Annotated in this window: 25 protein-coding genes; 2 read left to right on the top strand and 23 right to left on the bottom strand. The window is 58.8% G+C overall.

From position 1 onward, the window contains the following. Positions 1-97 precede the first annotated feature (97 nt). Together ACP15U_RS16120 and ACP15U_RS16115 are read left to right on the top strand one after the other, a co-directional pair. On the top strand, positions 98-1,483 hold the full coding sequence (locus ACP15U_RS16120; RefSeq protein WP_425046180.1) for a DEAD/DEAH box helicase: 1,386 nt from the start codon (positions 98-100) through the stop codon (positions 1,481-1,483). A 183-nt stretch (positions 1,484-1,666) separates the two neighbouring features. After that, complete coding sequence (locus tag ACP15U_RS16115) at positions 1,667-1,846, top strand: hypothetical protein (RefSeq protein WP_425046179.1); 180 nt, start codon at positions 1,667-1,669, stop codon at positions 1,844-1,846. A gap of 88 nt (positions 1,847-1,934) precedes the next feature. On the opposite strand, the gene ACP15U_RS16110 is transcribed toward ACP15U_RS16115, so the two are convergent. From ACP15U_RS16110 to ACP15U_RS16000, 23 genes are all read right to left on the bottom strand, one after another. Further along, the gene (locus ACP15U_RS16110) at positions 1,935-3,602 is read right to left on the bottom strand and encodes a ribonuclease J (RefSeq protein WP_425046178.1); all 1,668 of its coding nucleotides are present in this window, start codon (positions 3,600-3,602) and stop codon (positions 1,935-1,937) included. Positions 3,603-3,604: 2 nt separating this feature from the next. Next, a complete protein-coding gene (locus tag ACP15U_RS16105) occupies positions 3,605-4,378 on the bottom strand; it encodes a type III pantothenate kinase (RefSeq protein WP_425046177.1) in 774 nt (257 codons plus the stop codon). 12 nt (positions 4,379-4,390) lie between these two features. Further along, a complete protein-coding gene (locus ACP15U_RS16100; RefSeq protein ID WP_425046176.1) occupies positions 4,391-5,140 on the bottom strand; it encodes a biotin--[acetyl-CoA-carboxylase] ligase in 750 nt (249 codons plus the stop codon). Between the two features lie 68 nt (positions 5,141-5,208). Further along, positions 5,209-6,651 carry an NADH-quinone oxidoreductase subunit NuoN gene (gene nuoN, locus ACP15U_RS16095; RefSeq protein ID WP_425046175.1) on the bottom strand — a complete coding sequence of 481 codons (1,443 nt, stop codon included), beginning with the start codon at positions 6,649-6,651 and terminating at the stop codon, positions 5,209-5,211. Between the two features lie 15 nt (positions 6,652-6,666). Continuing rightward, entirely contained in the window at positions 6,667-8,214 is a 1,548-nt protein-coding gene (locus ACP15U_RS16090; RefSeq protein ID WP_425046174.1) for an NADH-quinone oxidoreductase subunit M, read from the bottom strand. Further along, entirely contained in the window at positions 8,214-10,358 is a 2,145-nt protein-coding gene (gene nuoL / locus ACP15U_RS16085; protein ID WP_425046173.1) for an NADH-quinone oxidoreductase subunit L, read from the bottom strand. The genes ACP15U_RS16090 and nuoL overlap by 1 nt, the downstream gene beginning before the upstream one ends. 4 nt (positions 10,359-10,362) lie before the next feature. Further along, positions 10,363-10,668: an NADH-quinone oxidoreductase subunit NuoK gene (nuoK, locus tag ACP15U_RS16080; protein WP_425046172.1), complete on the bottom strand. Its 306-nt coding sequence runs from the start codon at positions 10,666-10,668 to the stop codon at positions 10,363-10,365. Positions 10,669-10,672: 4 nt separating this feature from the next. Beyond that, complete coding sequence (locus tag ACP15U_RS16075; protein ID WP_425046171.1) at positions 10,673-11,275, bottom strand: NADH-quinone oxidoreductase subunit J; 603 nt, start codon at positions 11,273-11,275, stop codon at positions 10,673-10,675. Then, a complete protein-coding gene (locus ACP15U_RS16070; RefSeq protein ID WP_425046170.1) occupies positions 11,272-11,694 on the bottom strand; it encodes a carboxymuconolactone decarboxylase family protein in 423 nt (140 codons plus the stop codon). Before ACP15U_RS16070 ends, ACP15U_RS16075 begins: the two co-directional genes overlap by 4 nt. Then, complete coding sequence (gene nuoI / locus ACP15U_RS16065; RefSeq protein ID WP_425046169.1) at positions 11,691-12,185, bottom strand: NADH-quinone oxidoreductase subunit NuoI; 495 nt, start codon at positions 12,183-12,185, stop codon at positions 11,691-11,693. The genes ACP15U_RS16070 and nuoI overlap by 4 nt, the downstream gene beginning before the upstream one ends. 2 nt (positions 12,186-12,187) lie before the next feature. Next, a complete protein-coding gene (gene nuoH, locus ACP15U_RS16060) occupies positions 12,188-13,225 on the bottom strand; it encodes an NADH-quinone oxidoreductase subunit NuoH (protein ID WP_425046168.1) in 1,038 nt (345 codons plus the stop codon). A 6-nt stretch (positions 13,226-13,231) separates the two neighbouring features. Then, positions 13,232-13,621, bottom strand: coding sequence for a hypothetical protein (locus tag ACP15U_RS16055; protein ID WP_425046167.1), 390 nt, complete (start codon positions 13,619-13,621; stop codon positions 13,232-13,234). Further along, positions 13,618-15,639: an NADH-quinone oxidoreductase subunit NuoG gene (nuoG, locus tag ACP15U_RS16050; RefSeq protein WP_425046166.1), complete on the bottom strand. Its 2,022-nt coding sequence runs from the start codon at positions 15,637-15,639 to the stop codon at positions 13,618-13,620. The genes ACP15U_RS16055 and nuoG overlap by 4 nt, the downstream gene beginning before the upstream one ends. Positions 15,640-15,642: 3 nt before the next feature. Next, positions 15,643-16,065, bottom strand: coding sequence for a DUF5333 domain-containing protein (locus ACP15U_RS16045; protein ID WP_425046165.1), 423 nt, complete (start codon positions 16,063-16,065; stop codon positions 15,643-15,645). A 98-nt stretch (positions 16,066-16,163) separates the two neighbouring features. Continuing rightward, the gene (locus tag ACP15U_RS16040; RefSeq protein WP_425046164.1) at positions 16,164-16,508 is read right to left on the bottom strand and encodes a hypothetical protein; all 345 of its coding nucleotides are present in this window, start codon (positions 16,506-16,508) and stop codon (positions 16,164-16,166) included. A gap of 1 nt (position 16,509) precedes the next feature. Further along, complete coding sequence (locus tag ACP15U_RS16035) at positions 16,510-17,013, bottom strand: DUF3291 domain-containing protein (protein WP_425046163.1); 504 nt, start codon at positions 17,011-17,013, stop codon at positions 16,510-16,512. After that, positions 17,010-17,429, bottom strand: coding sequence for an MAPEG family protein (locus tag ACP15U_RS16030; RefSeq protein ID WP_425046162.1), 420 nt, complete (start codon positions 17,427-17,429; stop codon positions 17,010-17,012). Before ACP15U_RS16030 ends, ACP15U_RS16035 begins: the two co-directional genes overlap by 4 nt. A 2-nt stretch (positions 17,430-17,431) precedes the next feature. Beyond that, on the bottom strand, positions 17,432-18,727 hold the full coding sequence (gene nuoF / locus ACP15U_RS16025; RefSeq protein WP_425046161.1) for an NADH-quinone oxidoreductase subunit NuoF: 1,296 nt from the start codon (positions 18,725-18,727) through the stop codon (positions 17,432-17,434). A gap of 6 nt (positions 18,728-18,733) precedes the next feature. Continuing rightward, a complete protein-coding gene (locus ACP15U_RS16020; RefSeq protein WP_425046160.1) occupies positions 18,734-18,985 on the bottom strand; it encodes a DUF5337 domain-containing protein in 252 nt (83 codons plus the stop codon). Between the two features lie 38 nt (positions 18,986-19,023). Further along, positions 19,024-19,425, bottom strand: coding sequence for a hypothetical protein (locus ACP15U_RS16015; RefSeq protein WP_425046159.1), 402 nt, complete (start codon positions 19,423-19,425; stop codon positions 19,024-19,026). 32 nt (positions 19,426-19,457) lie between these two features. Further along, positions 19,458-20,573 (bottom strand): NADH-quinone oxidoreductase subunit NuoE, encoded by a 1,116-nt coding sequence (gene nuoE, locus ACP15U_RS16010; protein WP_425046158.1) that lies wholly within the window; start codon positions 20,571-20,573, stop codon positions 19,458-19,460. Continuing rightward, positions 20,573-21,130: a hypothetical protein gene (locus tag ACP15U_RS16005; RefSeq protein ID WP_425046157.1), complete on the bottom strand. Its 558-nt coding sequence runs from the start codon at positions 21,128-21,130 to the stop codon at positions 20,573-20,575. The genes nuoE and ACP15U_RS16005 overlap by 1 nt, the downstream gene beginning before the upstream one ends. Further along, the gene (locus ACP15U_RS16000; RefSeq protein ID WP_425046156.1) at positions 21,127-22,341 is read right to left on the bottom strand and encodes an NADH-quinone oxidoreductase subunit D; all 1,215 of its coding nucleotides are present in this window, start codon (positions 22,339-22,341) and stop codon (positions 21,127-21,129) included. Before ACP15U_RS16000 ends, ACP15U_RS16005 begins: the two co-directional genes overlap by 4 nt. Positions 22,342-22,426 lie beyond the last annotated feature (85 nt).

Here is a 22,426-nt window from a genome sequence, read left to right as displayed (position 1 = left end):
CGCCCCGAGCCATCATGTGCAATCAGCACAGGACCGTACGGGTCCGGCTCCGAACAGACGTGCGGGCCAGGTCAGTGTCCGCAAAACGCGGAAACATATGACAAAATTCTCAGACCTGAACCTGAACCCGAAGGTTCTCAAAGCTATCGACGAAGCCGGGTATGAAACCCCTACCCCAATTCAGGCCGGGGCGATTCCCCCTGCGCTGGCAGGGCAGGATGTTCTGGGCATCGCCCAGACCGGAACCGGAAAGACAGCCAGTTTCACCCTGCCAATGATAACGCTGCTGGCCCGTGGCCGAGCGCGTGCTCGGATGCCACGCAGCCTTGTGCTGTGCCCGACACGGGAACTTGCCGCGCAGGTGGCGGAGAACTTCGATACCTATTCCAAGCATCTCAAGCTCACAAAGGCGCTACTGATTGGTGGCGTTTCCTTCAAGGAGCAAGAGGCGCTGATCGACCGTGGGGTTGACGTGCTGATCGCAACGCCTGGCCGGCTGCTTGATCATTTCGAGCGCGGTAAACTGCTGCTGACCGGTGTGCAGATCATGGTCGTCGATGAGGCGGACCGAATGCTCGATATGGGCTTTATACCGGATATCGAACGCATCTTCTCGCTGACCCCGTTTACGCGCCAGACGCTGTTCTTCTCGGCCACCATGGCACCCGAGATCGAACGGATCACAAACACATTCCTGTCGGCACCGGCTCGAATCGAGGTGGCCCGCCAGGCAACGGCCTCTGAAACGATCGAGCAAGCTGTGGTCAAGTTCAAGGGATCGCGCCGCGACCGAGAAGCGAGTGAAAAACGGAAGCTCTTGCGCGCTCTGATCGACGCCGAAGGTGACAAGTGCACCAATGCCATCATCTTTTGCAACCGCAAGTCCGACGTGGATATCTGCGCCAAATCGCTGAAGAAATATGGTTACAACGCCGCCGCCATTCACGGCGATCTCGAGCAATCGCAGCGCATGAAGACGCTTGATGGCTTCCGCGACGGCTCATTGCGGCTGTTAGTGGCATCCGACGTGGCTGCGCGCGGACTGGACATTCCCTCGGTAAGCCACGTGTTCAACTTCGATGTCCCCGGCCATGCCGAGGATTATGTTCACCGTATCGGCCGCACTGGCCGTGCCGGCCGCGAAGGCAAAGCGATCACAATCTGCATTCCGCGTGATGAGAAAGCTCTGGATGCGATCGAACGCCTGATCCAGAAAGAGATCCCCCGTCTGGACTCGCCTTTGAAAGCCGAACCAAAGGCTGAAAAAGCGCCAAAGGCCGAACGCGAAGCCGCTCCGAAGCCCGAAAAGGCACGCGCCGAAAAAAGCGAGCGCAAGGATTCGGGCCGTGGCCGCAAGGGAGCCGACAAGGGCTCCGACAAAGGCACTGGGCGAGGCCGCGGAAACCGGGAACCGGTTGTGGGTATGGGCGATCACATGCCCAGCTTTATCGCGCTGAGCTTTGACGAGCGCCGCGCAAGCTAAGCCAACTTCTACAGTTCACCAACCGCATGCGCCGCCCCAAAAGGGCGGCGCTTTGTCATGCATCAAACGCACAACCATTGCATTTTTTGCATGGCAGGATTTCCTGTTTTTTGGGTGCTCATTTTTTTTGGCGAGCCTTAATCAAACGGGAAATTGACCATTTGTTCAAGAAAGCCGAGACCCATGAACGAGACCGAAATCAAGATCCTGTCGCCGGAAGAAATCCGTGCGGTCTGCCGTGAAGCTGAAAGCCAGCGCGCCGTGTTTCTTGCCAAGGGTTTGAAATCTCTGGCGGCTGCGCTGATCAATCTGCCGAAAAAGCTGCACCTGGCGCCTGATTGCGCGCGTCCTCTGCGTCACTGACCGGAACTGCGCCGGTTCCGAAACAAATACGCCGCGCTTGCAACAAGCGCGGCGTATTGCGTTCTGAGACCGCCGCCAGATAGCGGGTTCAGCGCAAGCGGCTGATCACCACCGTGACCTCAGGCTTGCGGCCGATTTCCGACAAGGCAGTCTGCCGCACAATTCGCCGAAGCGCTTCTTCGAGCTTGTCGTCGTTGCGCAAGGTCTTGGCGTCTGCCCGCATCAGGAACTGGTGCAGATCCGCCTCGCAGATCTCGACAAGATCAGCCTTGGAACTCCCAGCCTCTGGCAAACCCTTGGTATCACACCACGGCTCACCCAGCGGTTCGTCTTCTTCATCAAGGATTACCGTTACAGTTACATGGCCGTTCAGCGCGAGGCGAATCCTGTCGCGAACCACCCCGTCGAGCGCACCAATCTGGACCGAACCATCCAAATATGTTCGGCCGGTGTCGACGTATTCCGACACGACAGGTGCCTCGCCTGACAGGTCCAGCATCATTCCGTTGACCGCAACAATCCCCTGTCTGCCCCGTTCCTTGGCCAGCTTTGCGTGTTCGCGCAAGTGGCGATGCTCTCCATGCATCGGAATGACCATCTGCGGGTTCACCAGATCATGCATCCGTTCAAGATCCGGTCGGTTGGCATGGCCCGAAACATGATAACGCCCCGAGCTGTCATCCACGACGTCAACGCCCATTTCGCTGAACTGGTTCATGATGCGGATAACGCCGCGCTCATTCCCGGGAATGGTCTTGGAGGAGAACAGGAACAGGTCACCTTCGGCCATAGTCATGCCACGGTATTTGCCGCGCGCCAGTTGCGCCGAGGCAGCGCGGCGTTCACCCTGACTTCCGGTTGCCAACAGCATAAGGCTTTGGCGCGGCAGGTCCTGCGCCTCTTCAGGGCTAATGACCCGTGGGAAATCGGTGAGCACCCCGGTCTCCACCGCCGCTTCGACCATCCGTCGCATCGCCCGCCCGAACAGCACCACAGAGCGACCGGCTCGCTGCCCCGCCTCCGCCAGCGTCTTGAGACGTGCAACGTTCGAGGCAAAGGTGGTTGCCACAACCATGCCCGGTTGAGCCGCGATTAGTGTTTCGATTTCGGAAGACAGCTCGGATTCCGACCGCCCTGGATGCGGTGAGAACACGTTCGTGCTGTCGCAGATCAGGGCTTTGACCCCGGTTTTTGCAATCGCTTCCCACAGACCGGGGTCAAAAGGCTCTCCGACCACCGGCTCCGGGTCGATCTTGAAATCACCTGAATGGACCAAACGGCCTGCCGGAGTGTCGATTACCAGCCCGGCGCTTTCCGGGATGGAATGCGACAGCGGCACGAAACCAACTTCGAACGGTCCAGCCTTGAGCGTTTCTGGCCAGGCTGACACGGTTTGGACGGAATCCTCGGGATGCCCGGCATCCGCCATCTTGCGTCGGGCAAGATTGGCGGTGAATGCTCGTGCATAGATCGGAGCCTTGAGCGCCGCATAGGTATGGGCGATCGCACCTATGTGGTCCTCGTGTGCATGGGTAACGAAAACACCGTCGATCCGGTCAGCACGCTCTTTCAGCCAGCTTATATCGGGCAGAATCAGGTCCACACCAGGGGTTGTGTCCATATCCGGAAACGCCACGCCGAGGTCCACCACAATCAGGCGTTCCTTGCCAGGTGCACCATAGCCATAGACATAGGCGTTCATGCCGATTTCGCCCGCTCCGCCGAGGGGCAGATATATCAATCTCTCGCTGCTCATTGTCAGCCGTTATCCTTGTTGTAGCGATGTATCACGGTAAGCCCGTGCATCGTCAGGTCTTCTTCAAATGCATCAAACAGATCCACAGCCTGCTGAAACAGGGGGGCGAGGCCGCCAGTGGAAATGACTTTCATCGGCACGCCGCGCTCTGCCTTGATCCGTTGGCAGACTTCGCGAACGAGACCCACATAACCCCAGAAAACGCCGGATTGAATGCATTCCACCGTATTTGTGCCAATCACCTTCTGGGGCTTTGAAATGTCGACATGAGGTAGAGCAGCTGCGGCCAGATGCAAGGCCTCGAGGCTCAGGTTCACGCCCGGAGCAATGACGCCTCCGACATAAGCTCCATCAAGGGCTACGACATCGAAAGTCGTCGCCGTTCCAAAATCCACCACAATCAGGTCACCGCCATGGCGGTCAAATGCCCCGGCCGTATTGACCAACCGGTCTGACCCGACCTGTGTGCCCTCGTCGACGCGCGGTGGTGCCGGCAGCAGTGTTTCGGGTTTGCCAACAACCAGAGGACGGCAGCCAAAGAACCGATCGGCAAAGACACGCAGGTTGAATACCACGCGGGGAACGGTCGACGAGATGATCACTTCGGTGATATCGGCTTCGATCCCATAGTGCTTCACCAGAGTAGAGTACCAGGTGAAATAGGCATCGGCCGTGCGGGCGTGATGAGTCGACGTCCGGAGCGTGCACAGGAACTTCTCGCCGTCCCAAATCGAGAACACCGTGTTGGTGTTGCCGCAATCAATTGCAAGAAGCATGTTCTTCCCCCTTTAGAAAAACACATCCGCCGCCGGAATGCTGACCCGGCCCTTGGCGGTGTTTAGGACAAGGTTGCCGGTGTCGTCCACCGTCTCAAACGTCCCGACGGTTTCGGATAACGCTGTGCGCGCTGTTATGGTTTCACCCAATCGCGCGGCACGGGAAAGCCAGGCCAGCCGGATCGGCTCGAACCCATAGGTAACGAATTGATCCTCATAATGGGCGTAGCTGGCCGCCAGTTCAGTCAGAAATGTTTCGGGGTCCACCTGAGCCCCTGTCTCAGACAGCAACGAAACCGGCCGAAGTGCCGTCCCTTCCAGAGATCCCCAAGACGGCGCCTCAGAGAGATTGACCCCGATGCCAATGGCAAGGTGAGACACCGTTGTGCCCTGCCCCGTACTCTCTAGTAGGATCCCGGCCAGTTTACCGCCGTTCAGCAAAACGTCGTTGGGCCATTTCAATGACAATCCGTCTGCACGGCCGGTCACGGCCACCGCTGCGTCAAACAGGGCCAGAGCCGCCACAAAACTCCGTAGGGCCGCCTGATCAGGCGTGCCCTGCGGGCGCATCACAAGCGTCGCTGACAGATTGCCCTGCGGGTCGCTCCAGGGTCGCCCGCGTCTTCCGCGCCCTGTGGTTTGCCGATGCGCCAATATCCATTCAGGACCCGACAGGCCCGGTGCAATTCGTGATGCCTCGTTGAGGGTGCTGTCCACCTCATCAAGCACACGTTTGCCATATCCCGAAGGCCAGTCGCTCATCAGCCTACTCCTTGAAAAAAGGCCCGGTCGCGGGACCGAGCCTTTTGGCAATTTCGCAGATCCCGGGATCAGTTGACAAGGGTGGCCGCGGCGGCCGCTGCGGCGTTTTCAACACCGAACTGGTAGAACAGCCCCACCACCATCAACCCGGCCGAGGCCATCAGTGCTCCGACAAGAACAGGCGAACCACGGGTTTCCAGCTCGTCACCCTGCTCTTCTCCGAAATACATGAAAAAGACGATCCGCAGGTAGTAGAAGGCTCCGATCACCGAGGCCACAGCCGAGGCGATGACCAGACCCAGCAACCCGGCCTGAACGCCCGCTTGCCAAACGCCCAGCTTGGCAAAGAATCCCAGCATCGGCGGAACGCCGGCAAGGCTGAACATAAGGACCAGAACCGCCAACGCCTTGGCCGGTTCGCGGCGGGAATACATGCGCAGCGCGTCGATGTCTGTCACTGGTTTCCCATCCCGTTCCAGCATCAGGATAAAGGCGAATGTTCCCACATTCATCGTCACGTAGATGGCAAGATAGATCAGCATCGATTTGACACCTGCCTCGGTTCCGGCGGCAAGCCCGATCAGCGCATATCCCATATGCGCGATCGACGAGAACGCCATCAGTCGCTTGATATCGCGTTGACCGATTGCAGCAACGGCCCCCAGAAACATCGACAGCACCGAAAGCAGGACAATCACCTGCTGCCAATCCTGCACCGCAGCCCCGAACGCGTCATGCATCAACCGAGCGAACAGCGCCATCGCCGCGACTTTCGGCGCCGTGGCAAAGAACGCGGTTACCGGTGTCGGAGAACCTTCGTAAACATCTGGTGTCCACATGTGGAACGGCACAGCCGAAACCTTGAATGCAAGCCCCGAAATCAGGAAGATCAAACCAAAGAGAAGACCCAGCGACAGTTCACCGTGCTGGGCAGTCTTGATGATGCCAGAGAACAAGGTGGTGCCGGAGAAGCCATAGACCAGTGACGCACCATAGAGCAGAAGCCCGGAACTGAGTGCGCCAAGCACAAAATACTTCAGCCCCGCCTCGGTGGATTTCACACTGTCGCGTCGCAGCGAAGCGACCACATAGAGCGCGAGGGACTGCAACTCCAGCCCCATGTAGAGCGACATCAGGTCACCGGCCGAGACCATCATCATCATACCGACAGCAGCCAACGCGACGAGAAGCGGGTACTCAAACCGCAGCAGATCGCGACGCGCCATGTATTCGCGGCTCATTAGCAGCACCGCAGCCGCCGACAGCAGGATCGCAACCTTGGCAAAGCGGGCAAAGCCGTCATCAATGAACATGCCATTGAACGCTACGTTGGTGCCACCCGACCGGGTGGCGATCCAGATCGCCAGCACCGCCATGACGCCACTGGTCACCCACACCAGCAGCGACCCCAGCGCATCCTTCGCAGTATACACCGCGAAGATCAGGGCAACCATGGCATACACAGCCAGTATGATTTCCGGCAGGATTACGGTCAGATCAGCCTGGATCATGTCCCCACGGCTCCCTTAGTGCGACGCGACCTGGACGGTTGCCGATTTTTCGGCAGCCGCCAGTCCGGTATCGATGTTCGAAACAAGCGCCTCGGTCGAGGGCCCGATGATGTCAGTGACCAGCGACGGGTAAACCCCCAGCAACAGCGTCATGGCAATCAGCGGCGCAAACACGGCCCGCTCCCGCAGGGTCATGTCGGTTATAGTCTTCAGACTTTCCTTGATCAGATCGCCAAACACCACCCGGCGATACAGCCACAACGCGTAGGCCGCCGAGAAGACAACACCGGTCGCAGCAACCGCTGTTACCCATGTGTTGACCTGAAACGCCCCCATCAGGGTCAGGAATTCGCCGATGAAACCGGACGTGCCCGGAAGGCCGACATTGGCCATGGTGAACAACATGAACACAAGCGCATAAGCCGGCATCCGGTTCACAAGCCCGCCATAGGCGTCAATGTCCCTTGTATGCATCCGGTCATAAATGACGCCTACACAAAGGAAGAGGGCAGCCGAGATGAAGCCATGGCTCAGCATCTGGAAAATCGCCCCATCCAGTCCCTGTTGGTTTGCCGCGAAAATCCCCATCGTCACGAACCCCATATGGGCAACGGACGAATAGGCGATCAGCTTCTTCATATCTTCCTGCACCAGCGCCACCAGCGAGGTGTAGACCACGGCGATTGCCGACATCCACAACACCAGCGGAGCCAGCAGGTCCGACCCCACTGGAAACATCGGCAGCGAGAACCGCAGGAAGCCGTAGCCGCCCATCTTCAGCAAGATCGCTGCCAGCACGACCGACCCGGCTGTGGGCGCCTGAACGTGCGCATCGGGCAACCATGTGTGGACAGGCCACATCGGCATCTTGACGGCAAAGGATGCGAAGAACGCGAGGAACATCAGCGTCTGCATGCCGCCGATAATCTGGAAGCCCAGAATATTCAGCGTCGCGGACGAGAAGCTGTGCGACAGGAGCGCCTCGATGTCAGTGGTGCCAGCATCTGCGTACATGGCGACCATCGCCACAAGCATCAACACCGAACCGAAGAACGTGTAGAGGAAGAACTTGAAGCTTGCATAGATCCGATCCTTGCCGCCCCAGATCCCGATGATCAGGAACATCGGGATCAGGCCTGCTTCGAAGAAAAGGTAGAACAGCACCAGATCCAGCGCCATGAACACGCCCAGCATAAGCGTTTCCAGCAGCAGGAAGGCGATCATGTATTCCTTGACCCGGTCTGTGACCTCCCAGCTAGCCAGAATGGTCAGCGGCATGATGAAAGTCGTCAGCAGGACAAAGAGAACGCTGATGCCGTCCACACCCATCTTGTATTTCAGACCAAGCAGCCATTCGCTTTCTTCTACGAACTGGAACCCGGTATTGGACGGGTCGAACCCGGTGTAGATCCCGATCGAAACGAGGAATGTCACGGTGGTTGCGGTCAAAGCCACCCATTTCGCATTGCGCTGCGCTGCTTCATCATCGCCGCGCAGGAACACGGCAAGTACCAGCGCCGCGAGGGCGGGAATGAAGGTGACAATGGAAAGGATATTGTCCATCAGTGCGCTCCTCCGCCGATCGACATCCAGGTGACAAGGGCCGCAATGCCCAGCACCATCCAGAAGGCGTAAGTAAAGATGTATCCGGACTGAGCCTTGCCAGCGAGCCGCGTGAAGAAGGGAACAACCCCCATCGCGAGCCCATTCAGGAAGCCGTCAATGGTGTTGCCATCGCCGCGCTTCCAGAGAAAGCGACCCAAAGCCATGGTCGGCTTCACGAAAATCGCGTCGTAGATCTCGTCGAAATACCATTTGTTCTTGAGGAACAGATACAGCGGGCGCTGGTTCTCTGCGAGACGAGCCGGGATTGCCGGATTGACGATGTAGAACCAGAAAGACAAACCCAGACCAAGCAGCATCGCGATAAACGGAGACACCTTTACCCATTTCGGCGCGGCATGTGCGTCTTCGAGGATGTGGTTGTCGGGTGCCATATAAAGCGCACCCTCGCCCGGTTTGCCGGCAAACACATAGTGGTGCTCACCCGGATCTTTGCCATGATCGCCTCCGTCGGCGGCGTGATCGTCGGAATGATCATCTGCCGTCTTGTTCTCAGAGACTTCATCGCCTCCAGACGCACCATGCGCTTCGCCGAGTCCGTCGGCAGCCGCCTCGGCCACGGGGATGCCATAGAACTTGCCGACCTGATCCGCATGGCCAAAGAACTGGCTGTACCAGATCATGCCCGCGAAAACGGCACCGGCACTTAGCACGCCCAGCGGAATGAGCATGGTCCTGGGACTTTCGTGCGCATGATCATGGGTATGTTTGTCGCCCCGGGCCTTTCCGTAGAACGTCAGGAAAATCAACCGCCACGAATAGAACGACGTCATTGCAGCCGCGATCACCAGAAGCCAGAAGCCATAGCCCGACCCGCCTGCATAGGCGCTTTCGATGATAGCGTCCTTCGAGAGGAAGCCGGCAAAGCCAATCGTGGTCAACGGAATGCCGACACCGGTGATGGCCAGCGTGCCTATCATCATCGCCCAGAATGTATACGGGATCTTCTTTCGCAACGCCCCGTAGTTCATCATGTCCTGCTCATGGTGCATCGCGTGGATGACCGAACCGGCACCAAGGAACAAAAGCGCCTTGAAGAACGCGTGTGTGAACAGGTGGAACATCGCCGCAGAATACATGCCGACACCGGCGGCAACGAACATGTAACCAAGCTGGGAACAGGTCGAGTAAGCAATCACCCGTTTGATGTCGGTCTGAACCAGTCCCACCGTAGCGGCGAAAAAGGCGGTGGTTGCACCCAGCACGGTGATGAAGGCCGTGGCCTGCGGTGCGAATTCATAGAGCGGCGACATCCGACAAACGAGGAACACACCCGCGGTCACCATGGTCGCGGCGTGGATCAGCGCCGAAACGGGGGTCGGGCCTTCCATAGCGTCCGGTAGCCAAGTGTGCAGGATCAGCTGTGCAGATTTGCCCATAGCGCCGATAAACAGAAGCACACCGATCAGGTTGGCAGCGTTCCATTCGCCCCAGAGGAAGGTCAGCTGTGTCTCGGCGATGGTCGGGGTTGCCGCGAAAACATCATCAAAGTTGATGCTGTCGACCAGAAAGAACAGCGCGAAGATGCCCAAGGCAAATCCAAAATCCCCCACGCGGTTTACCACGAAAGCCTTGATCGCCGCGGCATTGGCCGACGGTTTGCGATAGTAAAACCCGATTAACAGGTAGGAGGCGACGCCCACGCCTTCCCAGCCGAAGAACATCTGAACGAGGTTGTCCGAGGTCACCAGCATCAGCATCGCGAAGGTGAAGAAGCTGAGATAGGCAAAGAAACGTGGCTTGTAGCTTTCGCCCTCTTTCCACTGCGGATCATCGGCCATGTAGCCAAAGCTGTAGAGATGAACGAGCGCGGAAACTGTGGTCACAACGATCAGCATGATGGCAGTCAGCCGGTCGAGCCGGATCGCCCATTCGGTTGCCAGCGAGCCGCTCTCGATGAAGCGCAGAACCGGGATCTGCTGGGTCACGCCGTCGAAGGAAAAGAAGACGATCCAGCTCAGCAGGCAGGCGAGGAACAGCAGGCCCGTCGCCGTCCACATCCCGGCCTTCTCGCCGATATACTTGTATCCGAAGCCGCAGATCAGACTGCCGACCAGCGGGGCAAAGACGATGATAGTTTCCATCTGGTTACCCCTTCATCACGTTGATGTCTTCGACGTCGATCGTTCCGCGATTGCGGAAGAAACAGACCAGGATCGCAAGTCCGATGGCAGCCTCGGCTGCGGCGACGGTCAGCACGAAGAGAGTAAAGACCTGCCCCACCAGATCCCCGAGGAAAGACGAGAAGGCCACAAGATTGATGTTCACCGCCAACAGCATCAGTTCGATGCTCATCAGCAGGATGATCACGTTCTTGCGGTTCAGGAAGAGCCCGAAAATGCCGATGACGAACAGCGTCGCCGCGACCGTCAGATAATGTTCAAGTCCGATCATGCTCTTACAGCCCCTGCCCCGGTTTGACGTCCTTGAGTTCCATCGCCTGGGCAGGATCACGCATCATCTGGGCAATGATGTCCTGACGCTTGATGTCGGTGCGGTGGCGCAGGGTCAGCACGATGGCGCCAATCATGGCCACCAGCAGGATCAGGCCCGCCAGCTGGAACAAAAGGAAGTATTGATCGTATAGGATGACGCCGAGCGCCTCAGTGTTGTGCCGGTCTGTTGGGATCACTTGTGCCCGCAGCTCTTCGGCGGCATGGGCGCTTTCCCAAACCCCGAACGCCATGGTGAACTGCATCAGGATCACAAGGCCAATCAGAAGAGCCAGCGGCATGTAGCGCGCCATTTCAGCCTTCAACTCGGCGAAGTCCACATCGAGCATCATCACCACGAATAGAAACAGCACCATGACCGCGCCGACATAGACGATGATCAGCAGCATCGCGACGAACTCTGCTCCGAGCAGAACGAAAAGCCCGGCCGAAGAAATGAAGGCCAGGATCAGCCACAGCACCGAATGCACAGGCTGACGGCTGATAACGGTGAACAGCCCGCCGGTGATGGCACTGATGGCGAAGAGGTAGAAGGCAAATACGCTCATGTCTCGTCTTCCTCGTCTGAACCCATGACCTCCTGCGCCAGTTCCATGGCGCGGGTCATGGCCGGGATGCCGGCAAAGACCGACATCTGACCGATCGTCTCCACGATCTCCTGTTTCCGTGCGCCAGCTTCGATCGCGTGGCGCACTGTCTGGCGCACGGGCGTATCCGCCTGTGCGCCCTGCATTGTCAGGCCGGCCAGTGTCAGCAGCAGCCGGGTCTTGGCATCCAGCCCGTCCTTGTTGACCGTGTTGCCGAACATCATCTCCATGACCTCTTTCGGCATGGTCGGCCAAAGTGCCTCGAACCCTTTCATGGCCTCGGCGGGCGAAAAGGTTTCAAGCGCAGGGTTGAAGGCCTTGGCCATGTCCTGCGCCTGCTGCATCATCAGCTCGAACGGGTTTTTCGGGGCATCTGTCATCGGTACGGCGCATCCAGTTCGAGGTTGCGGGCAATCTCTGCCTCCCAACGTTCGCCGTTCGACAGGAGTTTTTCCTTGTCATAGAACAACTCTTCACGGGTTTCGGTGGCAAACTCGAAATTTGGCCCCTCGACAATCGCATCGACCGGGCAGGCTTCCTGACAGAAACCGCAATAGATGCACTTGGTCATGTCGATGTCATACCGCGTGGTGCGGCGGCTGCCATCTTCGCGCGGTTCGGCATCGATGGTGATCGCCTGCGCCGGACAGATCGCCTCGCAGAGCTTGCAGGCGATACAGCGTTCTTCGCCGTTAGGGTAGCGGCGGAGCGCATGCTCGCCTCGGAACCGTGGCGACAGAGGGCCCTTTTCATGCGGGTAGTTCAGGGTGGCCTTCGGCGCAAAGAAGTACTTCAGCCCCAGTTTCATCCCAGCCCAGAAATCCTGAAGCAGGAAGTATTTTGCCGCGCGGGTATAGTCGATGTTTGCCATGATCAGCCCCCCGTGCTCCAGCGTGCGAATGCACCCCAGAACCAGTCGAATTTTGCCGCAAAGGATACGAACACCACCCATCCCAGCGAGAAGGGCAGGAAGACTTTCCAGCCCAGCCGCATCAGTTGGTCATAGCGGTAACGCGGGGTGATCGCCTTGACCATTGCGAAGATGAAGAAGAAGAACGCCATCTTTCCGACCATCCAGAGCACGCCGTCGGGCAGGCCCGGGATCGGCGACAGCCAGCCGCCAAAAAACAGCAGCGACGTCAGCGCGCACATGAGGAAGATCGCGATATATTCACCGGCCATGAACAGCAGGAACGGTGTGGCGGAATACTCCACCTGATAACCTGCAACCAATTCGGATTCCGCTTCGGGCAGGTCAAACGGCGGCCGGTTGGTTTCGGCCAGCGCCGAGATGAAGAACAGGAACACCATCGGGAAATGCGGCAGCCAGTACCAGTTGAACAGCCCCAGATTGCCGTCCTGCGCGCGCACGATGTCACCGAAATTCATCGAGCCCGTCGAGATGATCACACCAATAATGATCAAACCGATCGAGACCTCGTAGGAGATCATCTGGGCTGCCGACCGCAAGGACCCGAGGAAAGGATATTTCGAGTTGGACGCCCAACCGCCCATGATCACACCATAGACCTCAAGCGAGGAGACCGCGAAGACATAGAGGATCGCCACGTTGATGTCGCTTAGAACCCAGCCGTCACTGAACGGGATCACCGCCCAGGCGATCATCGCCAGAACGAACGAAGTCAGCGGCGCGAGGATGAACACGGTCCGGTCGGACCCTGCGGGAATGACCACCTCTTTGACCACGTATTTCAGCGCATCAGCAACCGATTGCAGGATGCCATAGACACCCACCACGTTCGGACCCCGCCGCATCTGCACCGCGGCCCAGATCTTGCGATCACCATAGACCAGAAAAAGCAGTGAAATCATGACGAAGGCGACAACCGCCAAAACCTGCGCCAGGATGAGCACCGCGATGCCGCCGGGGGTGTTAAAGAAATCAGCCATAGGTCCTCACACCGTGGGTATTCCGTTTGCCGAGCAGTTCTGAACCACGACCTCGGCGTCGAGAGGTTCCAGTCCTGCCGGAAGGGATGGCGAGATGGTGTAGACAGCATCCGCACTCCAAACGCCACCCTTTTCCTTCACTTGCGTGCGCAAATGACGCGCGAAACCGTAGCCTCGGATCAACGCATATTGCGCAGCCGCACACTGGGCATAGGCATCTACGTCCTTGCCGTCGCGCGCGCCTTTCATTTTAACGTCGAATTGTACCAGATCCCCTTCGAGAAGCGCGGTTTCCACACCCATGTATTCAGGCAGGAAGGGCAAATCCTCTGTTTCCGTGCCGGTTTCGGCACAGGCTGCGATCAGCAGCGGGGTTATCAGGGCAAATCGGTTCATTCGGCGGCGATCTTCCCGTTGTCACGCGCCTTTGCCGCAGAAGAAAGCTCTGCCATCAACTCTGAGGCCCGGGCGATCGGGTTGCTCAGGTAGAAATCCCGGATCGCCGGACGAAAACTGGCCTTGCCAAGCGGACCAGCCTCGAGCAGGGTCACTGCGTTTTCCAAAACCTCATCGATACGGCCCAGGTGCGGGACGGCCTTGACCAGTGCCTGCCTCAGTTGCGCAAGCGAGTCATAGGGCAGAACGGCGTCCAGTTCGGACGACAAAGCCCGGAGGATTGCCCAGTTTTCCTTGGCTTCTCCCGGGGCGAATCCAGCGCGCTGCGCGAGTTGTGGGCGGCCTTCGGTGTTGACGAAAAGACCGCTTTCTTCCGTGTAGGCAGCGCCCGGCAGGATCACGTCCGCGCGATGAGCACCCCGGTCGCCGTGGCTACCTTGGTAGATCACAAAGGAACCGTCGCCGATCTCCACTTCGTCAGCGCCAAGGTTGTAGATGACGTCAGCCTCGCCGACCGAATCCATGCCGCCCTCATTGGTCGCATCCACGTCCATCGCTCCAACACGCGAAGCAGCGGTATGAAGCATCAGAAACCCGCTTTCTGTATTGGATGCAATGGCTTGCGCTGCTGCCAAAACAGCCGCACCGTCTGCTTCCTGCAAAGCACCCTGCCCGACGATGACCAGCGAACGTTTGCCCTTGATGTCTTCGGAGCCACCCAAATCGACAACCTTTTGCAGTGCGTCGCGGTCATCTCCCATGTGATGATAGTCGTAGGTAAGATCGACGGCCGGACCGACCAGCGCTACCTCGGCCCCTGCAATCCAAGCTTTGCGAATTCGGGCATTCAGAACCGGCGCCTCGTTTCTCGGATCCGTGCCGATCAAAAGGATCCGTTCGGCGCTGTCGATATCCTCAATACTGGCCGTTCCTGCATAGGCGCCCCGATTTCCCGCCGGCAGGCGTGCTCCGTCGGTTCGGCATTCGACGATACCGCCCTGCCCCTCAATCAACTGTTTCAACGCAAAAGCGGCCTCGACAGGTGCAAGGTCGCCCACCAGACCCGCAGGTCTTTTGGCGGTTTTCAACGCCTTGGCAGCAATGCCCAGCGCCTCGGCCCAGTTTGCCGGACGCAGCTTGCCGTTCTCGCGCACATAGGGTTGGTCGAGCCTCTGCCGGCGCAAACCATCCCAGATGAAACGGGTCTTGTCCGAGATCCACTCTTCGTTCACACCGTCATGATTGCGCGGCAGCACTCTCATCACTTCGCGCCCCTTGGTGTCCACGCGGATGTTTGAACCAAGGGCATCCATCACGTCGATGCTTTCGGTCTTGGTCAGTTCCCATGGACGCGCCGTGAAGGCATAAGGTTTGCTGGTCAGCGCACCAACCGGGCACAGGTCGATGATGTTGCCTTGCAGGTTCGAATCCAATGTCTGGTTCAGATAGGAGGTGATCTCGGCATCTTCGCCGCGCCCGGTCTGACCCATCTGGTTGATGCCCGCCACTTCGGTAGTGAAACGCACGCAGCGGGTGCAAGAGATACAGCGGGTCATCGCCGTCGAGACAAGCGGCCCGAGATCGAGATCGTCCACCGCCCGCTTTGCTTCCTTGAAACGGGTGCCAGACAGCCCGTAAGCCATCGCCTGATCCTGTAGATCGCACTCGCCACCCTGATCGCAGATCGGGCAATCCAGCGGATGGTTGATCAGCATGAACTCCATCACGCCCTCGCGCGCTTTTTTGACCATCGGCGAGTTGGTCTTGACCTCGGGGGCCTGCCCTTCCGGACCGGGGCGCAAATCCCGCACCTGCATGGCACAGGACGCGGCAGGCTTCGGAGGGCCGCCCACGACCTCGACAAGGCACATGCGGCAGTTGCCGGCAATCGAAAGCCGCTCATGATAGCAGAATCGCGGCACCTCAACACCTGCAACCTCGCAGGCCTGAATCAGGGTCATTGCCCCGTCCACTTCGATCTCGGTACCGTCGATATTGATCTTGCGAAGGTCAGACATGATCTATTTCGCCCTCAAAAGCGCGCCAATCGCGCTGTTATTCTGAATTTCCAGCCGGCCAAGCTTGCAGAGATCACCCGGCGTGTCGTAGTTCAGCCCCTTCTGGGCCATGTATTTCTTTCCGCGCTCGATCATCCGCGCCTTTTCCGCGTCAGAATCGAGCACCGCGCGAATTTCAGTGTCGGAATAGCCAAGCTCGTTGGCGCGCGCGCGCAGCCGGCGAATTTCGCCAATCCCCTTGAACAAGCGTCCGTCGATATCATCGCATTTGCGGCGGATCTGATTGGCAACCACGATCGTGAAAATACCGTCGGCAATCTCCGGTACATCGCGCATCGGTGTCTTGGCGGCAGCCCCTGTTGTGGCAAACGCCAGCGCCAAGGCCAAAACCGCCAATGCCGGCAATCGAAAACTGTTCTGAAACATGACATCCCTTTCCGTTCTGGCAACTCCAGAACGGCTGAACCGCCGGGCGCTATGCAATAACGCGCCTCGTGGTCTGTGGGCATATGTCATTGTTCCGCTCATACCGACTTGCATGTCCCCTGATAGGTCAGCGAGTCCTTCTCGATCCTCAATTGGGCAGGATCGGTGTCCGGACCGACGAGCCAGTCAATCCGTGAAGTGCCGTAGTTGACGATGCAGTAACGAATACCCTCATACTCCGCCGCTTTGCGCGCGGAGTCGAAAGACTGTGAGACCTTGTTCACTGTGGCGGTGAACTCGGCGCGCGAAACTTTCTTGTCCACGGCTTTCGATTTGCTCGGGAAATACAATCCGTCAAACAGAACGCGGTTCTCAGGGCGCGTGCATCCAAGCGTGCCCGCCAAGACCAGTGCCGCCGCAGCCAGTGTCAATTGGGTTTTCATGCTATTCCGCGGCCTCCACAGTGCATCCGTGATTGCGCCACCGACTTGCGGCCTCAAGATAAGCCCAGCCGAATGCATGCTCGCTGTCACCGCCAGATTTTCGGTGTTCCAGCCGTTCCAGGGCTTCATCCAGCGTTGGGTGATGTCCTTCCGGCACCCACCACATCACGAAATGCTGGTCGCCGAGCACTTCGAACCATTCCTGACGGCGCTCATAGAACTGCTTGTGGATGGTACCCCAGACAAAGTGTTCCAGACACTCTACGTTCTCCCAGACCGTAAGGTTGGCCACGAATTGCGGATCATCGCCAATGGCGTTCTCGGTATTGCCGGTCCCCGGCTCTCCCGATCCTTCCATCATCCAGACAAAACCCGGCATCCGCTTGCCCAAGCCATTCACCCGGTCGAGATTTTCCATGAACTCGGCCACGCGCGGATCTTCGGTCGACGCCAGCAGGCGGCCCACATTGAGCTCTGCGAGGTGATATCCGGCAGGCCCGCTCACAGGATTGCCACCAATGCCATTACGGAAAGGACGACCATGCAGAGCCAGCCCAGAACATAAAAGACTGAACGCGCTCCGCTGTGAGGTTTGCCAATTCCTTGTAGATGGACGACCAGCATCGCGATCCGCGACACCAGCACAGCCGAGGCCAGAAAGTTCACCCAGAACGGACTGGCGCCTGCGAGCATCGCCACAATCGTCGTAATAGCAAAGGCAGGAAGGGTTTCGGTTCCGTTCAAATGGGCCCGGTTAAGCCGGTATGCCTTGTCTGAATAGTCCTGCTCGGGTGTCGCACCCGGCGCGAGCCCCTTGTTTCCCTTGGCCAGCGCCGAAAACGGCGCCAGAGCCAGTATGATGAGGGTAAAGATCACCAGTGAGGCGAGCGCGTGGGAATATGCGGCAAAGGCTTCCATCATGCTTACTCCGCTGCCATCGCACCCATGCGGCCCGATTTCTGAGCCTTGATGCGATCTTCGATCTCCTCGCGGAAGTTGCGGATCAGGCCCTGGATCGGCCAGGCAGCTGCATCGCCCAGCGCACAGATCGTGTGACCTTCGACCTGCTTGGTCACGTCAAACAGCATGTCGATCTCTTCGATCTCGGCCTCGCCCTTCACCAGACGGTCCATCACCCGCATCATCCAGCCGGTGCCTTCGCGACAGGGCGTGCACTGGCCACAGCTTTCGTGCTTGTAGAACTTGCTGAGCCTCCAGATCGCCTTGATGATGTCGGTCTGCTTGTCCATCACGATCACCGCGGCAGTCCCCAGTGAAGAGCCAACGTCGCGCAACGCGTCAAAATCCATCACCGCATCGCGCATGTTCTCTCCGCGCACGCAGGGCACGGACGAACCACCGGGGATTACCGCCAACAGGTTGCCCCATCCACCACGAATGCCGCCGCAATGCTTTTCGATAAGTTCCTCGAACGGGATCGACATCGCTTCTTCGACAACGCAGGGGTTATTCACATGCCCGGAAATGCCATAGAGCTTGGTACCGGCATTGTTCGGGCGACCAAACCCGGCGAACCAGTCGGCCCCCCTTCGCAGGATCGTCGGCACGACCGCGATGGATTCCACGTTGTTGACCGTAGTCGGACAGCCATAAAGCCCGGCGCCTGCAGGGAAAGGCGGCTTCATGCGCGGCATGCCCTTCTTCCCTTCGAGACTTTCGATCAGCGCGGTTTCCTCGCCACAGATATAGGCCCCTGCGCCGTGATGCACGAACAGATCGAAATCCCAACCCGATCCGGCGGCATTCTTGCCCAGCAGCCCGGCGTCATACGCCTCGTCGATGGCGGCCTGAAGCGCCTCGCGCTCGCGGATGTATTCGCCCCGAATGTAGATGTAGCAGGTGTTCGCTCCCATCGCGAAGGAGGCGATCAGACAGCCTTCGATCAGCGTGTGCGGATCGTGGCGCATGATTTCCCGGTCTTTACAGGTGCCCGGTTCGGACTCGTCTGCATTCACCACCAGATAGGCGGGCCGGCCATCACTTTCCTTGGGCATGAACGACCATTTTAAACCGGTCGGAAAACCGGCGCCACCACGACCACGAAGGCCCGAATCCTTCATCGTCTGAATGATCCAGTCCCGTCCTTTTTCGATGATCCCGGAGGTGCCGTCCCAATGGCCGCGCGCCCGCGCACCTTTCAGCGTGCGATCATGCATCCCGTAGAGGTTGGTAAAGATCCGGTCCTGATCCTTCAGCATGTCTGCCTACCCTTGGCTGTTCTGGCGCAGACGCCAGAGTTGATAGATATTGACCAACGCATAGATCAGCGCGGCGAGAGCGGCGAAATCGAACAAAAGTGCATACCGTCCCGGCAGCCCCATTGCTCCACCCAGCCACTGGGCTCCAAGCCACAGGACCATTGCGCCGGCGATCACCAGCGATACATGGCGCCCCTTTCGGGCGATCATCGCATCACGATCCTGCGCGGCGACGTTCTGTTCCGGCTTGCTGCCCATGTGTTCCTAGCTTTCGGCCCAGCGTGAAACGCCGGACCCTATCCTTCGTACTTCCAGCTTCCCTTGCGCGCGGCCAGATCAGCTTGCCCCGGCAAAGGAGTTGAGGGTTTGACCAGCGAACTGGCAGAAATCGGTTGCGTCGCCTCAGCCGGCGTCGGTTCGGGAGCCGGATCGGCGGGCGTCTCGGCAGCCGCAGCTACGGTGTCACCTTCCGGAGCCGCAGGTTCTGCGGCGGGAGCTGCCGCCGGTTGGGGTTCAACTGAGGAAGCGCTTTCGTCCTGCCGGCGACCCAGCATGAAGCCAATCCCGCCGGTAACGGCGAGCCCCACCACAGCGGCAGTCCCAAGTCCGGACCCGATCAGAGTAGCAACCACTGCCGTTCCGGCACCGCCTAGAGCCGCCTTCTTCCAGACGCCTGAATTCTTCGGATTGTCACTCATGATCCCCTTGGCTCCCTATTCCCAGCTTCCGTTCAGTCCTCGTAAATACCGTCCTTCTTTGCACGCTTGGCGAACTCGGTCTCTTTGCCGGACGCCAGTTGCTTTGCTTGTTCAATCCATCCGTCGCGTTCGATCCGCCCCTTGAAGCGCAGTCGACTGTCAACCCAGGCCACCTGCTCCGGTGTCCAGGCTGCGATCTGATCAAAGTGGAAAAAGCCAAGTTCGTTCAGCTTTTCTTCCAGTTTGGGCCCAACGCCTTTCAAAAGCTTGAGGTCATCCGCCCCACCGTCGCGCGCAGCGCTAAGGGTTTCGGGTTCGGCTTCGGTCGCTGCCAGTGCAGCAGCTTTCTTTGCCTCTGCTGACTGTTTCACAGCAGGTTTCGGTGTGGCCGGGGCTGCCGGAGGCTTTTTGCCCGAAGCGCGGCTTGCCGACTTGCCCTTCTTGTCCAGCCAGGGTGTCAGCAAAGGCACTTCGTCCCCATCAATGCGCTTGACGGTATCGCCAATGTCGGTCGCAAGCTGCACCGAGGCGTTGAATTGGGTTTTGCCGCTTTCATAGTCGGTAAGCGTAGTCAGCCCCTTGAGGGGTTCTGCTCCATAGCGGCCATTCTGAGGGCCCGGAACAGGAACTCTTCCAGCTGAAAGTTCATCCAGAATACGTCCAAAGCTCTCGGCAGTCAGATCTTCGTAATAGTCCTTGCCGATCTGCGCCATCGGCGCGTTGGTGCAGGACCCAAGGCACTCGACCTCTTCCCAGCTCAGCTTGCCATCCGCCGACAGCGTGTGCGGCTTGGCAGCGATCTTTTCACGGCAGACCGCGATCAGATCCTCTGCCCCGCAGATCATGCAGGACGTGGTGCCGCAAATCTGGATATGTGCAATGGACCCAACCGGTTGCAGTTGAAACATGAAATAGAACGACGCCACTTCCAATGCCCGGATATAGGCCATGCCCAGCATGTCCGAGACATGCTCGATCGCAGGTTTGGTCAGCCAACCTTCCTGTTCCTGCGCGCGCCACAGCAGCGGAATGATGGCGCTTGCCTGTCGGCCGTCGGGGTACTTGGTGACCTGCGCTTCGGCCCAGGCCTGATTGGCCGGGGTAAAGGCAAAGCTGTCAGGTTGTTCGGGATGAAGACGACGCAACATCAGGCATTTCCTTCCGCAACCAGGCGGCAGCCGGTAAAAACCGAATACTGCGCACCCAGAAATTCACTCAACGTGGCCATCACCCCGTCGATTTCCTTGTCCATCTTGTCCTGTCCGATGCGGGTCGGGACAATATCCAGCAGCCGCTTGGAAAGCCCCTGCAATTGCTGCGCCAGATAGGCACGATGTTTGTCCAACGGCCCAAGGATCGAAGCTTTGGCCAGCCCGCTTTCCAGCTGGTTCAGGCGCGGCACGACATCGGCTTGGACCCGGGCTAGATGTGCAACATCCTCCACGACGATTTGTGGTGGCCACTCCTGATCCAGCGTCATGCCGGGGGCAACCTGACGCAACGCGGTGTCAAGCTCGGCCGCGGCATCGAAATTGTCGAAACAGATATCCAGCTTTTTCTCAAGCAGCCGGGTTTCGGCCGCTTCGACATACGCCACCCTCGCGTACCACGCCTGCGCCGCCACGAAAAATGCGGCGACCAGCGTCGAGCCGGCCAGAAGCACGTTCGACGTCAGACGGGGTTTCGGGGAGGAGGATCGTGTCACCGGTCGATTTCTCCAAACACGACATCCATTGTGCCGATGATCGCAGCGACATCTGCCAGCTGATGGCCCTTGGCGACATGATCCATCGCCTGCAGGTGAAGGTATCCCGGTGCACGGATCTTGGAGCGATAGGGTTTGTTGGAGCCATCGGCCACGAGATATACGCCGAACTCGCCCTTGGGGGCCTCGACTGCGGCATAAACCTCGCCTTCGGGAACGTGAAAACCCTCGGTATATAGCTTGAAGTGGTGGATCAAGCTCTCCATCGAGGTCTTCATGTCCGACCGTTTCGGCGGGGTGATCTTGCCGCGCGCCAGTACGTCGCCGGGCGTTTCGCGCAGCTTGGCGATGGCTTGACGGACGATCGACAGCGATTGGCGCATTTCCTCCATGCGGACAAGGTAGCGGTCATAGCAATCGCCATTCTTGCCCACGGGGATCTGGAACTCGAATTCGTCGTAGCACTCATAGGGCTGCGCGCGGCGCAGATCCCAGGCCAAGCCCGAGCCGCGCACCATCACCCCGGAGAAGCCGTAGAGCTGGACATCTTCCTCGGTCACGATGCCGATATCGGCGTTGCGCTGCTTGAAAATGCGGTTTTCGGTCAGCAGCCCGTCAATATCGTCCAGCACGTTGGGGAATTCGTGGCTCCACGCCTCGATATCGTCGAGCAGTTCTGGCGGCAGATCCTGGTGCACGCCACCGGGCCGGAAATAGGCTGCATGAAGACGAGCACCGCAGGCCCGTTCATAGAAGATCATCAGCTTTTCGCGTTCTTCGAACCCCCAAAGCGGCGGTGTCAGCGCGCCTACGTCCATTGCCTGCGTGGTGACGTTCAGCAGGTGGTTCAGGATGCGGCCGATCTCAGAATAGAGAACCCGGATCAGCGAGCCCCGACGGGGAACCTCGGTGCCAGTCAGCTTTTCGATGGCCAAACACCAGGCGTGTTCCTGGTTCATTGGCGCCACATAATCCAGCCGGTCAAAATACGGCAGGTTCTGAAGGTAGGTTCGGCTTTCCATCAGCTTTTCGGTGCCTCGGTGAAGCAAACCGATATGTGGATCGCAGCGTTCCACGATCTCGCCGTCAAGCTCCAGAACCAGACGCAACACACCGTGCGCCGCCGGGTGCTGCGGGCCGAAGTTGATGTTGAAATTTCGGATCTTCTGTTCGCCGGTCAGGGCGTCTTCGAAACCTTTGGAGCCGTCCATCATTTGCGACCTCCATGCCGGGCACTATGAACAACAGCACCGCTTGTTTTTGATGGGACCGACACTGCGCCGAGCAGCAAGGCGG

It is taken from the genome of Primorskyibacter sp. S87 (assembly GCF_049801055.1).
GTDB lineage: Bacteria > Pseudomonadota > Alphaproteobacteria > Rhodobacterales > Rhodobacteraceae > JBNAGF01.
The sequence above is the reverse complement of the archived record's forward strand: the minus strand, read 5'-3'. Positions and strand labels throughout refer to the sequence as shown.

Excerpts from the sequence above, each read along its gene's own strand:
- ACP15U_RS16120 (WP_425046180.1), top strand. The coding sequence starts at position 98 with ATGACAAAATTCTCAGACCTGAACCTGAACCCGAAGGTTCTCAAAGCT.
- ACP15U_RS16115 (WP_425046179.1), top strand. The coding sequence starts at position 1,667 with ATGAACGAGACCGAAATCAAGATCCTGTCGCCGGAAGAAATCCGTGCG.
- ACP15U_RS16110 (WP_425046178.1), bottom strand. The coding sequence starts at position 3,602 with ATGAGCAGCGAGAGATTGATATATCTGCCCCTCGGCGGAGCGGGCGAA.
- ACP15U_RS16105 (WP_425046177.1), bottom strand. The coding sequence starts at position 4,378 with ATGCTTCTTGCAATTGATTGCGGCAACACCAACACGGTGTTCTCGATT.
- ACP15U_RS16100 (WP_425046176.1), bottom strand. The coding sequence starts at position 5,140 with ATGAGCGACTGGCCTTCGGGATATGGCAAACGTGTGCTTGATGAGGTG.
- nuoN (WP_425046175.1), bottom strand. The coding sequence starts at position 6,651 with ATGATCCAGGCTGATCTGACCGTAATCCTGCCGGAAATCATACTGGCT.
- ACP15U_RS16090 (WP_425046174.1), bottom strand. The coding sequence starts at position 8,214 with ATGGACAATATCCTTTCCATTGTCACCTTCATTCCCGCCCTCGCGGCG.
- nuoL (WP_425046173.1), bottom strand. The coding sequence starts at position 10,358 with ATGGAAACTATCATCGTCTTTGCCCCGCTGGTCGGCAGTCTGATCTGC.
- nuoK (WP_425046172.1), bottom strand. The coding sequence starts at position 10,668 with ATGATCGGACTTGAACATTATCTGACGGTCGCGGCGACGCTGTTCGTC.
- ACP15U_RS16075 (WP_425046171.1), bottom strand. The coding sequence starts at position 11,275 with ATGAGCGTATTTGCCTTCTACCTCTTCGCCATCAGTGCCATCACCGGC.
- ACP15U_RS16070 (WP_425046170.1), bottom strand. The coding sequence starts at position 11,694 with ATGACAGATGCCCCGAAAAACCCGTTCGAGCTGATGATGCAGCAGGCG.
- nuoI (WP_425046169.1), bottom strand. The coding sequence starts at position 12,185 with ATGGCAAACATCGACTATACCCGCGCGGCAAAATACTTCCTGCTTCAG.
- nuoH (WP_425046168.1), bottom strand. The coding sequence starts at position 13,225 with ATGGCTGATTTCTTTAACACCCCCGGCGGCATCGCGGTGCTCATCCTG.
- ACP15U_RS16055 (WP_425046167.1), bottom strand. The coding sequence starts at position 13,621 with ATGAACCGATTTGCCCTGATAACCCCGCTGCTGATCGCAGCCTGTGCC.
- nuoG (WP_425046166.1), bottom strand. The coding sequence starts at position 15,639 with ATGTCTGACCTTCGCAAGATCAATATCGACGGTACCGAGATCGAAGTG.
- ACP15U_RS16045 (WP_425046165.1), bottom strand. The coding sequence starts at position 16,065 with ATGTTTCAGAACAGTTTTCGATTGCCGGCATTGGCGGTTTTGGCCTTG.
- ACP15U_RS16040 (WP_425046164.1), bottom strand. The coding sequence starts at position 16,508 with ATGAAAACCCAATTGACACTGGCTGCGGCGGCACTGGTCTTGGCGGGC.
- ACP15U_RS16030 (WP_425046162.1), bottom strand. The coding sequence starts at position 17,429 with ATGATGGAAGCCTTTGCCGCATATTCCCACGCGCTCGCCTCACTGGTG.
- nuoF (WP_425046161.1), bottom strand. The coding sequence starts at position 18,727 with ATGCTGAAGGATCAGGACCGGATCTTTACCAACCTCTACGGGATGCAT.
- ACP15U_RS16020 (WP_425046160.1), bottom strand. The coding sequence starts at position 18,985 with ATGGGCAGCAAGCCGGAACAGAACGTCGCCGCGCAGGATCGTGATGCG.
- ACP15U_RS16015 (WP_425046159.1), bottom strand. The coding sequence starts at position 19,425 with ATGAGTGACAATCCGAAGAATTCAGGCGTCTGGAAGAAGGCGGCTCTA.
- nuoE (WP_425046158.1), bottom strand. The coding sequence starts at position 20,573 with ATGTTGCGTCGTCTTCATCCCGAACAACCTGACAGCTTTGCCTTTACC.
- ACP15U_RS16000 (WP_425046156.1), bottom strand. The coding sequence starts at position 22,341 with ATGGACGGCTCCAAAGGTTTCGAAGACGCCCTGACCGGCGAACAGAAG.